11 protein-coding genes and 1 pseudogene are annotated in these 13,548 nt (G+C 54.1%); 10 read left to right on the top strand and 2 right to left on the bottom strand.

Annotated elements, in window-relative coordinates:
- Positions 1-7: 7 nt before the first annotated feature.
- The 3 genes from araH (at position 8) to otsA (ending at position 3,376) form a co-directional block, all read left to right on the top strand.
- Entirely contained in the window at positions 8-997 is a 990-nt protein-coding gene (araH, locus tag C1N69_RS13870) for an L-arabinose ABC transporter permease AraH (RefSeq protein ID WP_173651692.1), read from the top strand.
- Positions 998-1,173: 176 nt separating this feature from the next.
- A complete protein-coding gene (gene otsB, locus C1N69_RS13865; protein ID WP_059385026.1) occupies positions 1,174-1,977 on the top strand; it encodes a trehalose-phosphatase in 804 nt (267 codons plus the stop codon).
- The gene (gene otsA / locus C1N69_RS13860; protein WP_094919080.1) at positions 1,952-3,376 is read left to right on the top strand and encodes an alpha,alpha-trehalose-phosphate synthase; all 1,425 of its coding nucleotides are present in this window, start codon (positions 1,952-1,954) and stop codon (positions 3,374-3,376) included. Before otsB ends, otsA begins: the two co-directional genes overlap by 26 nt.
- Before the next feature lie 15 nt (positions 3,377-3,391).
- On the opposite strand, the gene uspC is transcribed toward otsA, so the two are convergent.
- Positions 3,392-3,820, bottom strand: coding sequence for a universal stress protein UspC (uspC, locus tag C1N69_RS13855; protein WP_155031388.1), 429 nt, complete (start codon positions 3,818-3,820; stop codon positions 3,392-3,394).
- 795 nt (positions 3,821-4,615) lie between these two features.
- On the opposite strand from uspC, the gene flhD reads away from it, so the two are divergent.
- The 7 genes and pseudogenes from flhD (at position 4,616) to C1N69_RS13820 (ending at position 11,395) form a co-directional block, all read left to right on the top strand.
- Positions 4,616-4,966, top strand: coding sequence for a flagellar transcriptional regulator FlhD (gene flhD, locus C1N69_RS13850; RefSeq protein WP_025760368.1), 351 nt, complete (start codon positions 4,616-4,618; stop codon positions 4,964-4,966).
- 2 nt (positions 4,967-4,968) lie between these two features.
- On the top strand, positions 4,969-5,547 hold the full coding sequence (flhC, locus tag C1N69_RS13845) for a flagellar transcriptional regulator FlhC (RefSeq protein ID WP_013096051.1): 579 nt from the start codon (positions 4,969-4,971) through the stop codon (positions 5,545-5,547).
- 123 nt (positions 5,548-5,670) lie between these two features.
- Positions 5,671-6,558, top strand: a complete 888-nt coding sequence (gene motA, locus C1N69_RS13840) for a flagellar motor stator protein MotA (protein ID WP_008500417.1) — start codon at positions 5,671-5,673, stop codon at positions 6,556-6,558.
- Positions 6,555-7,484, top strand: a complete 930-nt coding sequence (gene motB / locus C1N69_RS13835; protein WP_025760369.1) for a flagellar motor protein MotB — start codon at positions 6,555-6,557, stop codon at positions 7,482-7,484. Before motA ends, motB begins: the two co-directional genes overlap by 4 nt.
- A gap of 4 nt (positions 7,485-7,488) precedes the next feature.
- Entirely contained in the window at positions 7,489-9,525 is a 2,037-nt protein-coding gene (cheA, locus tag C1N69_RS13830) for a chemotaxis protein CheA (protein WP_059385023.1), read from the top strand.
- Between the two features lie 19 nt (positions 9,526-9,544).
- Positions 9,545-10,048 (top strand): chemotaxis protein CheW, encoded by a 504-nt coding sequence (gene cheW / locus C1N69_RS13825; RefSeq protein WP_014884351.1) that lies wholly within the window; start codon positions 9,545-9,547, stop codon positions 10,046-10,048.
- Between the two features lie 205 nt (positions 10,049-10,253).
- Positions 10,254-11,395, top strand: a pseudogene (locus tag C1N69_RS13820) (IS481 family transposase).
- 484 nt (positions 11,396-11,879) lie between these two features.
- Here the strand turns inward: C1N69_RS13820 and C1N69_RS13815 are convergent.
- Positions 11,880-13,139: a dicarboxylate/amino acid:cation symporter gene (locus C1N69_RS13815; protein ID WP_025756945.1), complete on the bottom strand. Its 1,260-nt coding sequence runs from the start codon at positions 13,137-13,139 to the stop codon at positions 11,880-11,882.
- Between the last annotated feature and the right edge of the window lie 409 nt (positions 13,140-13,548).

Here is a 13,548-nt window from a genome sequence, read left to right as displayed (position 1 = left end):
GGAGTTAATGATGTCCTCTGTTACTACATCCGGAGTGCCGAAGTCGAAGTCGGCGTTGAGTGTGGGACGTATCTGGGATCAGTACGGCATGCTGGTGGTCTTTGCCGCGCTCTTCCTGGCCTGTGCGATCTTCGTTCCTAACTTTGCCACCTTCATTAATATGAAGGGGCTGGGGCTGGCCATTTCCATGTCCGGAATGGTGGCCTGCGGGATGCTGTTCTGTCTGGCCTCCGGCGATTTTGACCTCTCGGTGGCGTCGGTGATTGCCTGTGCCGGCGTCACCACGGCCGTGGTGATCAACATGACGGAGAGTTTGTGGATTGGCGTGCTGGCCGGTCTGTTACTTGGCGTTATCAGTGGTCTGGTGAACGGTTTTGTTATCGCACGTCTGAAGATTAACGCCCTGATCACCACCCTTGCGACGATGCAAATTGTCCGCGGGCTGGCCTATATCATCTCCGACGGTAAAGCGGTGGGGATTGAAGACGAGCGCTTCTTTACCCTGGGTTATGCGAACTGGCTGGGTCTGCCTGCGCCTATCTGGCTGACCGTCGCCTGCCTGATCCTGTTCGGCTTCCTGCTTAACCGGACCACCTTTGGCCGTAACACCCTGGCAATTGGCGGTAATGAAGAAGCGGCTCGTCTGGCTGGGGTGCCGGTGGTACGCACCAAGATTATTATCTTTGTGCTCTCAGGGCTGGTTTCTGCCGCCGCGGGGATTATCCTGGCGTCGCGTATGACCAGCGGCCAGCCAATGACCTCCATCGGTTATGAGCTGATCGTCATCTCCGCCTGCGTTTTAGGGGGCGTTTCCCTCAAAGGCGGCATCGGAAAAATCTCATATGTGGTGGCCGGTATCCTGATTCTGGGGACGGTAGAGAACGCCATGAACCTGCTGAATATTTCGCCGTTCTCTCAGTACGTGGTGCGGGGTCTGATCCTGCTGGCAGCCGTGATTTTCGACCGTTACAAGCAAAAAGCGAAGCGAACTGTCTGACCCTTTTTCTTCTCTTTCATTGCTCAACTAATAACCATAGTTGACCCCTTCACCGCCCCGCCAGTAAAACTGGCGGGGCGGTTGTCAAATGGCGAGCGACGTCACACTGTCTATACTTACATGGCTATGAAAGAGGTAAAGGCGTTTACCTCTCGTAAACCGTAAGGAGGAAAAGGGTGGCTGACTCGTTAACCGCACCGCCTGTACTGCCCGGACATTATGCTTTCTTTTTCGATCTCGACGGCACGCTCGCCGGGATAAAACCGCACCCCGATCAGGTGTCTATTCCGGAGGCGGTGTTACAGGATTTGCATCAGCTCTCGCGCATGAATGAGGGAGCACTGGCATTGATATCAGGGCGCTCAATGGCCGAGCTGGACATGCTCGCCAGTCCATACCACTTTCCGCTGGCCGGTGTACACGGAGCGGAGCGCCGCGACATCCATGATCAAACGCATATCGTTTCACTCCCCGACGCACTCACGCAAACGCTCCAGAAGCAGCTCTCTGCTGCGCTGGCTGACCTGCCTGGCACCGAGCTGGAAGCCAAAGGCATGGCCTTCGCCCTGCATTATCGCCAGGCACCGCAGCATGAAGAGGCTGTACTGGCCCTGGCTCAGTCGGTTGCGGATGCGCATCCGCAGCTGGCACTGCAGCCCGGTAAATGCGTCGTGGAGTTAAAACCGAAAGGGATCAATAAAGGTGCGGCCATTGCCGCGTTTATGGCGACACCGCCTTTCAAAGGGCGGACGCCCGTTTTCATAGGGGATGACCTGACCGACGAGGCCGGGTTTCGTGTGGTAAATCAGGCCGGAGGGATCGCCGTCAAGGTGGGGCCTGGTGACACTGTCGCCGAATGGCGGCTGGCGGATGTCGCCAGCGTCTGGCAGTGGATATCTGACATCGCTAACCAGCAACAACAACAAATAGCGCAAAACAAAGGGGGAAACCATTATGGGTCGCTTAGTCGTCGTCTCTAACCGAATTGCACCGCCTGATGATAAAAAAGCCAGTGCAGGTGGCCTGGCGGTAGGGGTATTAGGTGCCTTAAAAGCTGCTGGCGGGCTGTGGTTTGGCTGGAGTGGTGAAATCAGTGAAGAAGAGAAACCGCTAAAAAAGGTCACGCGCGGAAACATCACGTGGGCTTCATTCGCCCTGAAAGAGAAAGATTACGACGAGTACTACTCGCAGTTCTCCAATGCCGTTCTGTGGCCTGCGTTTCACTATCGTCTTGACCTGGTGAAATTCCAGCGTGAATCCTTTGAAGGCTATACGCGGGTGAATGCGCTGCTGGCGGATAAACTGCTGCCTTTAATCGAAGAAGACGATATTTTATGGATCCACGATTATCACCTGCTGCCTTTCGCCAGAGAGCTGCGCAAGAGGGGGGTCAATAACCGGATCGGCTTCTTCCTGCACATTCCGTTCCCGACGCCGGAGATCTTTACCGCGCTGCCGCCGCATGAAGAATTGCTGGAGGCGCTGTGTGATTATGATTTACTGGGCTTCCAGACTGAAAATGACCGTCTGGCGTTCCTTGATTCGGTGTCAGGTAAAGCGCGTCTGGTGACCAAAGGGGGCAAGACCCATACGGCGTGGGGGAAAACCTTCCATACCGAAGTCTATCCAATAGGGATTGAACCTGACGAAATCGCTGAGCAGGCCGCCGGTCCGCTGCCGCCTAAGCTGGCGCAGCTTAAGAATGAACTTAAGCACGTGAAAAATATCTTCTCGGTCGAGCGTCTTGATTATTCCAAAGGGCTGCCGGAACGTTTCCTGGCGTATGAAACGCTGCTGGATAAATACCCGCAGCATCACGGTAAAATTCGCTATACCCAGATAGCGCCGACCTCACGCGGTGAGGTTCAGGCCTACCAGGACATTCGTCATCAGCTGGAGACTGAAGCAGGGCGCATTAATGGTCGCTACGGCCAGCTGGGCTGGACGCCGCTCTTTTATCTGAATCAGCATTTTGATCGCAAGATCCTGATGAAGGTCTTCCGCTATGCGGATGTCGGCCTCGTCACGCCGCTGCGGGACGGGATGAACCTGGTCGCGAAGGAGTATGTGGCGGCTCAGGACCCTGCCGATCCTGGGGTGCTGGTGCTTTCCCAGTTTGCCGGGGCCGCAAATGAACTCACCTCAGCGCTGATCGTAAACCCTTACGATCGCGATGATGTGGCAAACGCGCTGAATCGTGCCCTGACGATGCCGCTCACGGAGCGTATTTCCCGCCATGCTGAAATGATGGAGACGATCCGTAAGAACGATATTAATCACTGGCAGGCGCGCTTTATTCAGGATTTGCGTGATATCGCCCCGCAAAGCCATGAAGGCTACCTGCAAAAAAAGATCGCGACTTTCCCTAAACTCGCCTGATTTTATACCGGGGGGTTAACGCCCCCCAAGCGGCACTAACAACACATCAACCTGGCTTGAGGCGACAATAGATTTTGCCGCGCAGGCCGCGCGCGATAAAAAGCTGTGGTTGTGATTACCGCATATCACTAAATCAATTTTCTGTTTACGACACATATCCAGAATATGAGCATTAAGTTCGCCTGTCGCTATAACGATTTCATAAACAGGATATTGTGCCTTTTCGACCAGCTCACGCAGAAATTGCTGCGTTTCCTCCTGCAGAACCTCACGAATATCCTCCAGCATCGGGGCAGCCAGCTGATTATACATCTCGGGTTCGGCCGCCAGTGTTATAAGACTGATACGCGCATTGTGGGGTCTGGCAATCGAAACGGCCCGGGCGAGGAGTTGATGGCTTTCGGGAGAAACAGCAACAGAAACAAGAAGATGGGAGTAACTCATGGCGCACTCCTTAGATGTCTGACAGACAGCGTGTGATCACCATTACCGCGATTTGCCTGGATCTGCAAGAGCGGATTACGACATTAGTGTGAACCTTATCATAATTATTCATTAATTATTCTTATAAGAAGAATAACTGAAAAATGGCCCTAAATGAAAAAAATTAACAACTTAACGTAAATCACACAAATGCACCTTTTCCCTGTTTAATCGTTCCTTGTCGTTACAAAATCATTTCGAATAGTTTCTTTATGAAACGGTGTTTTTAGGCTGTTTGTATAACTCTATGTTTTTTCACGGTAAGAAAAATGTGTCACGCAGAGGCGTCTGGCGAGAATGTTTCAGACAGACGCCCGGGACAGAGCAAGCACGTTACGTGCCAGTTCTTTTAAGCCATCTGCATGAGTATTCGTCATTTAAGAATACAAAATAGTTCCAAATGGTCAATAAGTGAACAAATTACAAGTCATACTGATGGATTTATGGGTCAAATTCACTTAAATTGTGTGACGTAGATCACATTTTTTTTAAATTTGAGGGTGGCTGGATTGTATGTGTCAAAACTGACGAGTAGAGTTTGCGTCGAATTAGGAAAAATCTTAGTTATTTGTAAGAAATGATAAAACACGTAAGGGACGCATTCGCGATTTCTCTCTTACGCGTTTCAGTGAATACAAACCTAAATTCAACTATGCATTTAGCCTTTTCTTTTTTATACCGGGTGATTTCCCGGCGACATCACGGGGTGCGGTCTTTCCGCATAAAAATAATAGTTGGTTATTCGGGATGGGAACAATGCATACATCCGAGTTGCTAAAACATATCTATGACATCAATTTGTCGTATTTACTGCTCGCGCAGCGTTTGATTAGTCAGGACAAAGCGTCCGCGATGTTTCGTCTGGGTATTAACGAAGAAATGGCAACCATGCTGGGTGGTTTAACCCTCCCACAGATGGTTAAACTGGCTGAAACGAATCAACTGGTTTGCCAGTTCCGTTTCGACGATGCGCAGACCATCACGCGTCTGACCCAGGAGTCCCGCGTTGACGATCTTCAGCAGATCCATACCGGTATTCTTCTTTCCACGCGCTTGCTTAACGAAATCAGCCAGCCTGATGACGTAGCCCGTAAGAAAAGGGCCTAGCAATGAGCGAGAAAAGCATTGTTCAGGAAGCGCGTGACATACAGCTGGCGATGGAGCTGATTACACTGGGTGCTCGTTTACAAATGCTTGAAAGCGAGACTCAGCTCAGCCGTGGTCGTCTCATCAAGCTGTACAAAGAGTTACGTGGTAGTCCCCCGCCAAAAGGCATGCTGCCGTTTTCTACCGACTGGTTTATGACATGGGAGCAGAATATTCACGCGTCCATGTTCTGTAACGCCTGGCAGTATCTTCTCAAAACCGGTTTGTGTAGCGGCGTTGACGCCGTGATCAAAGCGTACAAACTTTACCTTGAACAATGCCCACAGCAGGAAGAAGGCCCTCTGCTGGCGCTGACCCGCGCATGGACGCTGGTGCGTTTTGTTGAGAGCGGAATGCTTGAACTGTCGCGCTGCAACTGCTGCGATGGCAATTTTATTACCCATGCTCATCAGCCTGCAGGCAGCTTCGCCTGTAGTTTATGTCAGCCTCCATCCCGCGCAGTAAAAAGACGTAAACTTTCCCGGGATGCTGCCGATATTATTCCACAACTGCTGGATGAACAGATCGAACAAGCTGTTTAACCCGAACGTGTGGGAAAGATTCCAGCAGCGGTAAGCAATTACCGCTGCTTTTTTTTACCCCGCAAACGGTAAACGCTGCGAGCTGGACGTCCTTGCCATAGTCACTAGCGGAAGGATGATGTCGTGCTTATCTTATTAGGTTACCTGGTAGTTCTCGGTACAGTTTTCGGCGGTTACATGATGACCGGCGGGCACCTTGGAGCACTCTATCAACCGGCTGAACTTATTATCATCGGCGGTGCAGGGGTAGGGGCTTTTATCGTTGGTAACAACGGTAAATCGATCAAGGGGACGCTGAAAGCTATTCCATTGCTGTTCCGTCGTTCGAAATACACCAAAAGCATGTATATGGACCTGCTGGCACTGCTCTATCGCCTGATGGCGAAGTCGCGTCAGCAGGGGATGTTCTCGCTTGAACGGGATATCGAAAACCCGAAAGAGAGCGAAATTTTTGCCAGCTATCCGCGTATTCTTGCCGACGCCATGATGCTGGATTTCATCGTCGATTATCTGCGACTCATCATCAGCGGCAACATGAACACCTTCGAAATCGAAGCGCTGATGGATGAAGAGATTGAAACCCACGAAAGTGAATCTGAAGTGCCGGCTAATAGCCTGGCGCTGGTGGGCGACTCCCTGCCGGCATTCGGTATCGTTGCTGCGGTCATGGGGGTGGTTCACGCCCTGGCGTCGGCAGACCGCCCGGCAGCCGAACTGGGTGCGCTGATTGCCCACGCGATGGTGGGCACCTTCCTCGGTATCTTGCTGGCGTACGGCTTCATCTCTCCACTGGCCAGCGTCCTGCGCCAGAAGAGCGCGGAAACCACCAAAATGATGCAGTGCGTGAAGATCACGCTGCTCTCTAACCTCAACGGTTATGCGCCACCGATCGCGGTTGAATTTGGCCGTAAAACGCTTTATTCCAGCGAGCGTCCGTCGTTTATCGAGCTTGAAGAACACGTGCGTGCGGTGAAAAACCCAAACCAACAGACGACAACTGAGGACGCATGAAAAACCAGTCCCATCCGATCGTCATCGTAAAAAAACGCAAGCACAAGGGCGGGGGTCATGGCGCGCACGGCTCCTGGAAAATCGCGTACGCTGACTTTATGACCGCAATGATGGCATTCTTTCTGGTGATGTGGCTCATCTCCATCTCCAGCCCGAAAGAACTGATCCAGATTGCCGAATATTTCCGAACGCCGCTGGCGACGGCGGTGACCGGTGGGCCGCGTATCTCTAACAGCGAAAGCCCGATCCCCGGTGGGGGCGATGATTACACCCAGCAAAAGGGTGAGGTGAAAAAAGAGCCGAACATCGACGAGCTGAAAAGAAAGATGGAGCAGGCGCGGCTGAAGAAACTGCGTGGCGATCTCGATCAGCTGATTGAAGCGGATCCGAAGCTGCGCGCATTGCGCCCGCACCTGAAAATCGACCTGGTGCAGGAAGGGCTGCGTATTCAGATTATTGATAGCCAGAACCGCCCGATGTTCAAAACCGGGAGCGCGGAAGTTGAACCGTACATGCGCGATATTCTGCGCGCCATTGCTCCGGTGCTGAACGGCATTCCTAACCGCATCAGCCTGTCAGGACACACGGATGATTTCCCGTACGCCAGTGGGGAGAAGGGATACAGCAACTGGGAGCTTTCTGCCGATCGTGCCAACGCCTCGCGTCGCGAGCTGGTGGCCGGTGGGCTTGATGATGGCAAGGTACTGCGCGTGGTCGGCATGGCAGCAACCATGCGCGTTTCCGACCGCGGGCCGGATGACGCCATCAACCGTCGTATCAGTCTTTTAGTGCTGAACCAGCAGGCGGAGCAGGCCATCCTGCATGAAAACGCCGAAAGTCAGAATGAGTCACTGGACGATTTAAAACAGCCTGGGGCCGTTCCTTCGGCTGCCGTTCCAACATCGCCACCAGCCAATCCGAGGTGATAGCGTGAGCATGGATATTAGCGATTTTTACCAGACATTCTTTGATGAAGCCGACGAATTGTTGGCCGATATGGAGCAACACTTGCTCGATCTGGTGCCCGAAGCACCGGATTCCGAGCAGCTCAATGCCATCTTCCGTGCGGCGCATTCCATTAAAGGCGGAGCCGGAACGTTTGGATTTACCATCCTGCAGGAGACTACCCATTTAATGGAGAACCTGCTTGATGAAGCACGACGCGGTGAGATGCAGCTCAATACCGACATTATCAACCTGTTTTTGGAAACCAAAGATATTATGCAGGAACAGCTCGACGCCTATAAAAGTTCGGCAGAGCCTGATGCCGCCAGCTTTGAATACATCTGCAATGCGCTGCGCCAGCTCGCGCTGGAAGCGAAAGGTGAGGTTGCCGCAGCCGTGGTTCCGGCCGCAAAGCTGAGCGTTGTCGATGCGGTTGCCGCTCCGGCGTCTGCCCCTGCCGACGCACCGGCGGGCAAACTGCGCGTGGTGCTGTCACGCCTGAAAGAAAATGAAGTCAACCTGCTGGAAGAAGAGCTGGGTAACCTGGCGAAATTAAGCAACGTAGTAAAAGGCAAAGACAGCCTGGCTGCGACGCTGGATGACGGTATCAGTCAGGACGACATCGTGGCGGTGCTGTGCTTTGTGATTGAAGCCGACCAGATTGCCTTTGAAACCGAAACCGTCGCGGTTGAAGCCCCAACTGCAACGGAAGAGGTGGCAGTCGTCCCTCAGGCGGCGGCCCCGGCTGTTGCGCCTGCGGCCCCGGCATTAAAAGCGGTGCCAAAAGAGACTGCCGCGCCGGGCCGTGGTGAAAAACCTGCCGCGCGCGCCAGCGAGTCAACCAGTATCCGCGTTGCGGTTGAGAAGGTCGATCAGCTGATTAACCTGGTGGGCGAGCTGGTCATCACGCAGTCGATGCTGGCGCAGCGTTCTAACGAACTGGACCCGGTCACGCACGGCGACCTGATTACCAGCATGGGTCAGCTGCAGCGTAACGCCCGCGATCTGCAGGAATCAGTGATGTCCATCCGTATGATGCCGATGGAATATGTCTTCAGCCGCTTCCCGCGTCTGGTCCGCGATCTGGCCAGCAAGCTGAATAAACAGATTGAACTGACCCTGATGGGTAGCTCAACGGAACTCGATAAGAGCCTGATCGAACGCATCATTGACCCGTTAACCCACCTGGTGCGTAACAGCCTCGATCACGGTATTGAACTGCCGGAAAACCGTATTGCTGCCGGGAAATCCCCGGTCGGGAATCTGATCCTCTCCGCAGAGCATCAGGGCGGGAACATCTGCATTGAAGTGACCGATGACGGCGCGGGCCTTAATCGCGAGCGCATCCTGGCAAAAGCGATTTCGCAGGGGATGGCGGTTAGCGAGAACATGACTGATGAAGAAGTGGGGATGCTGATCTTTGCCCCGGGCTTCTCTACCGCAGAGCAGGTGACCGACGTCTCCGGGCGCGGCGTCGGCATGGACGTGGTGAAACGTAACATTCAGGAGATGGGCGGCCACGTTGAGATCCAGTCTAAACAGGGCTCCGGCACCACCATTCGCATCCTGCTGCCGCTGACGCTGGCGATCCTGGACGGCATGTCAGTCAAAGTGGCGGACGAAGTCTTTATCCTGCCGCTGAACGCCGTGATGGAATCCCTGCAGCCGCGTGAGGAAGATCTGCATCCGCTGGCGGGCGGCGAGCGCGTTCTCGAAGTGCGCGGTGAGTATCTGCCGCTGGTGGAACTGTGGAAAGTATTTGAAGTGGACGGGGCGAAGACAGAGGCCACGCAGGGTATCGTTGTGATCCTGCAAAGTGCGGGCCGCCGCTACGCGCTGCTGGTTGATCAACTGATTGGTCAGCACCAGGTGGTGGTGAAGAACCTGGAAAGCAACTACCGCAAAGTGCCGGGTATTTCTGCCGCCACCATTCTGGGTGATGGTAGCGTGGCGCTGATCGTCGATGTGTCGGCGCTTCAGGGATTAAATCGTGAACAACGTGTGGCGTACACAGCCGCCTGATTAAGTAGAAGGTAATAACATGACCGGTATGAGTAATGTAACGAAACTGGCGGGCGAGCCATCAGGGCAGGAATTCCTGGTATTCACTTTAGGCGATGAGGAGTACGGCATCGATATCCTGAAAGTGCAGGAAATCCGTGGTTATGATCAGGTTACCCGCATCGCTAACACGCCTGCTTTTATTAAAGGTGTCACCAACCTGCGCGGCGTGATTGTGCCTATCGTTGATCTGCGCGTGAAGTTCAGCCAGGGCGACGTTGACTACAACGACAACACCGTGGTGATCGTCCTGAACCTGGGGCAGCGCGTGGTGGGTATTGTGGTAGACGGCGTCTCTGATGTGCTCTCCCTGACGTCGGACCAAATCCGCCCTGCACCGGAGTTTGCGGTCACGCTGTCGACCGAATATCTGACCGGTCTGGGTGCGCTGGGTGAGCGTATGCTGATTCTGGTGAATATTGAGAAGCTGCTGAACAGTGAAGAGATGGCGCTGCTGGATATCGCGGCGAACCATGTAGCGTAAGTTAATGCAAAACGGCAACCCAGGTTGCCGTTTTTTGTGTTTGCTCCCTCTCCCTTCGGGGTGAGGGAGCAAACACAAAATAATGTCTACTCCGACGACCCCCTCTCCCTTGAGGGTGTACGGTCCGGGGACATAGTGAACGCTTGTTCGGGGACATGGTAGACACTTACAACTAAGGCATAAGAACCCGTTTATGGAGTCGCTTATGCCCTGGGATGCGAGAGATACCATGTCATTACGTACCGAGTTTGTTTTGTTCGCCTCGCAGGACGGGGCGAACATCCGTTCCCTCTGCCGTCGCTTCGGCATTTCACCTGCCACCGGCTACAAGTGGCTTCGTCGCTGGGCGGAGGAAGGGGCCTCCGGCCTTCAGGACCGCCCGCGCATACCGCACCATTCCCCGAACCGCTCATCTGACGACATCACTGCCCTGCTGCGCATGGCCCATGACCGTCATCAACGCTGGGGAGCCCGCAAGATTAAGCGCTGGCTGGAAGACCAGGGGCACACCATGCCCGCCTTCAGCACCGTTCATACCCTGATGGCCCGTCACGGCCTGCTGCCGGGCACTTCACCGGGCATTCCCGCCACGGGACGGTTCGAACATGACGCGCCCAACCGGCTCTGGCAGATGGATTTTAAGGGCCACTTTCCCTTTGGCGGTGGCCGCTGCCATCCGCTCACTTTGCTGGACGACCACTCCCGTTTTTCCCTGTGCCTGGTGCACTGTAACGATGAACGTCGTGAGACCGTGCAGCAGCAGCTGGTCAGCGTGTTTGAACGCTACGGCCTGCCGGACAGGATGACGATGGATAACGGCTCACCGTGGGGAGACACCACCGGCACCTGGACGGCACTGGAGCTGTGGCTTATGCGCCAGGGTATCCGGGTGGGGCACTCCCGGCCGTATCATCCGCAGACGCAGGGCAAGCTGGAGCGTTTTCACCGCAGCCTGAAGGCGGAAGTGCTGCAGGGGAAGTGGTTCGCGGACAGCGGTGAACTGCAGCGCGCCTTCGACCACTGGCGGACGGTCTATAACCTTGAACGCCCGCATGAGGCGCTGGATATGGCGGTACCGGGCTCGCGGTATCAGCCGTCATCGCGACGGTACAGCGGCAACACAACGCCCCGGAATACGACGAGGGCGTGATGGTCAGGAAAGTGGATATCAGCGGAAAGCTGAGCGTGAAAGGGGTAAGTCTGAGCGCGGGTAAAGCGTTCAGGGGAGAGCGGGTCGGACTGAAGGAGACGCAGGAGGATGGCTGCTATGAAGTGTGGTGGTACAGCACGAAAGTGGGGGTGATCGACCTGAAGAAAAAGTCGATCACCATGGGTAAAGGATGTTAAAAAGTGTTCACCATGTCCCCGAACACCTGTCTACCATGTCCCCGGACTGTACAGAGGGAGAGGGCTGGGGTGAGGGGGAACATACGGCTCTGGTGGACATTCCGTTCACTTTATGTTCAATGCTACTCTGTAACAACATGACCAGTGAACGTGCCAGGGCGGCTCAATCGCCACCGCCCTGGCGACCCGGGCTCCCGGCGGTAAATCGCCGCTTCGCGGTACCCTCAGCTTATTCCTCCAGGCTATCGGGTCGGGCATGAGCCTGCATCCCTGCAGGCCACGCCCTCTCGGCGCATCCCTGCGCCTCGCCCCGGCCTTACGGAAACGCTTCGGCGATTTACAGCCGGACCAGGGCATCGCTGTAAGTCATTAATTTTGCTAAAGCAACGTTCATCGCTTCAGGTAAAAAATTACTGGGGATCCCTCAGCCCTTCGGGAGAGGGCTGGGGTGAGGGCATCAGGCCTCCCCCCCTTTTTTATGCCATTATACTTCCTGCTCCACCAGCTCAGCGTCCGCGTCCCGCGCGCCTTCATTCTGCGACAGCATCGCGGTCGCAATACCATTCCCCAGCACGTTAATCGCCGAACGGCCCATATCCAGGAAGTGGTCAATCCCCATCAGCAGCAGAATACCAGCCACCGGAATGTTAAAGCTTGGGATCGTCGCGGCCAGCACCACCAGCGAAGAGCGCGGTACGCCCGCAATCCCTTTTGAAGCCAGCATCAGGGTCAACATCAGAACGGTAACTTCCGAGAAGCTCAGATGAATATTGTACGCCTGCGCGATAAACATCGAGGCGAACGAGCAGTACACCATCGAACCCACCAGGTTGAAGGAGTAGCCAATCGGCAGCACGAAAGAGGCAATGTTGCGTGAACAGCCAAAACGCTCCAGCTGTTCCAGCGTTTTTGGATAGGCGGCTTCAGAACTGCTGGTGGTAAACGCCACCAGTACCGGGTCTTTCAGCATGCTGACCAGACGGAACACCTCTTTTTTCAACACCATGTAACCCACGGCCAGCAGCACCATGCAGGTGAGAAGAATGGCAACATAATAGCCGCCAATAAAGGAGGCATAATTCAACAGAATGCCAAGACCCTGCGTGGCAATTACGGAAGAAATCGCCGCGAAAATTGCCAGCGGGGCAACGTACATCACGTAGCCCGTCACCTTCAGCATGATATGGGAAACCACATCCAGCGCGGCCACCAGCGGTGCGTTGAATTTCTGCCCCAGCGACGCGCCGCCAATGCCGAAGAACATTGAAAACACCACAATCTGCAGGATCTCGTTGTTCGACATCGCCCCAGCGATACTGGTCGGAATGGTGTGAGAGAGGAACGCCTTCAGCGTCATGCCGCCCACGGCCAGGCCAGTATCAACCGCTTCGGTAGGGATAGTCAGGTTCAGGCCGCTCCCCGGATGCTCCAGGGTGACGATAAACAGGCCGACCAGAATTGAGAGCACGGATGAGCTGATAAACCACACCATCGCTTTGCCCCCAACGCGACCAATCGTGGAGGTTTCGCCCAGTTTCATAATGCCAACGGTCAGCGTGCTGAAGACCAGGGGGGCAATGACCATTTTGATCAGACGAAGGAAGATATCGGTCAGAAGGGTAATGTTATCCGACCAGGCTTTGATGGCATCCGCAGATGCATACTCATGAATTGCTGCCCCTGAAAGAATACCCGCCAGCATGAATATCACGATGAAGAGTGTGAGTTTGTTTGCACTTGCCACGAAAAAAGACCCTCTATGCGCTTCTGATGGAGCCCGCGTCGATACATATAAATTTTTTATTACAACGCGGGAAATTATTCGGCACATAAATTGACGCAAACGGTAGGGGGTTACAACTCCTTTTTAAGTTTTATTAATTTTGTTGTTAATGCGCTGACGATATATTGTGACGCTTATCACATTTTTGCGGATATATCCTCCGTAAAAGCGGCAAAATATTTCTGCTTTTCAATTTAACATTCTGTTTTTTATAAATAAACTGTGTCAATAAGACATTGGTGTGTCCTGCCATGCGCCGGGTGGTCGAAGCGATATCCGTAAACTAAATTCTCAATAACCCCCTCAGAGGAACGTTAAGCGGGGCTAACATCTTGAACACTCGAAATAAAAAGTGGCATGGGAACGGAAA

Source organism: Enterobacter sichuanensis (genome assembly GCF_009036245.1).
In the GTDB taxonomy this organism is placed as follows: domain Bacteria; phylum Pseudomonadota; class Gammaproteobacteria; order Enterobacterales; family Enterobacteriaceae; genus Enterobacter; species Enterobacter sichuanensis.
This window is presented reverse-complemented; position numbering and strand designations above follow the sequence as displayed.

What these genes read in the sequence shown, in the direction of transcription:
- araH (WP_173651692.1), top strand. Translation starts at nt 8, where the DNA reads ATGATGTCCTCTGTTACTACATCCGGAGTGCCGAAGTCGAAGTCGGCG.
- otsA (WP_094919080.1), top strand. Translation starts at nt 1,952, where the DNA reads ATGGGTCGCTTAGTCGTCGTCTCTAACCGAATTGCACCGCCTGATGAT.
- uspC (WP_155031388.1), bottom strand. Translation starts at nt 3,820, where the DNA reads ATGAGTTACTCCCATCTTCTTGTTTCTGTTGCTGTTTCTCCCGAAAGC.
- flhD (WP_025760368.1), top strand. Translation starts at nt 4,616, where the DNA reads ATGCATACATCCGAGTTGCTAAAACATATCTATGACATCAATTTGTCG.
- flhC (WP_013096051.1), top strand. Translation starts at nt 4,969, where the DNA reads ATGAGCGAGAAAAGCATTGTTCAGGAAGCGCGTGACATACAGCTGGCG.
- motB (WP_025760369.1), top strand. Translation starts at nt 6,555, where the DNA reads ATGAAAAACCAGTCCCATCCGATCGTCATCGTAAAAAAACGCAAGCAC.
- cheW (WP_014884351.1), top strand. Translation starts at nt 9,545, where the DNA reads ATGACCGGTATGAGTAATGTAACGAAACTGGCGGGCGAGCCATCAGGG.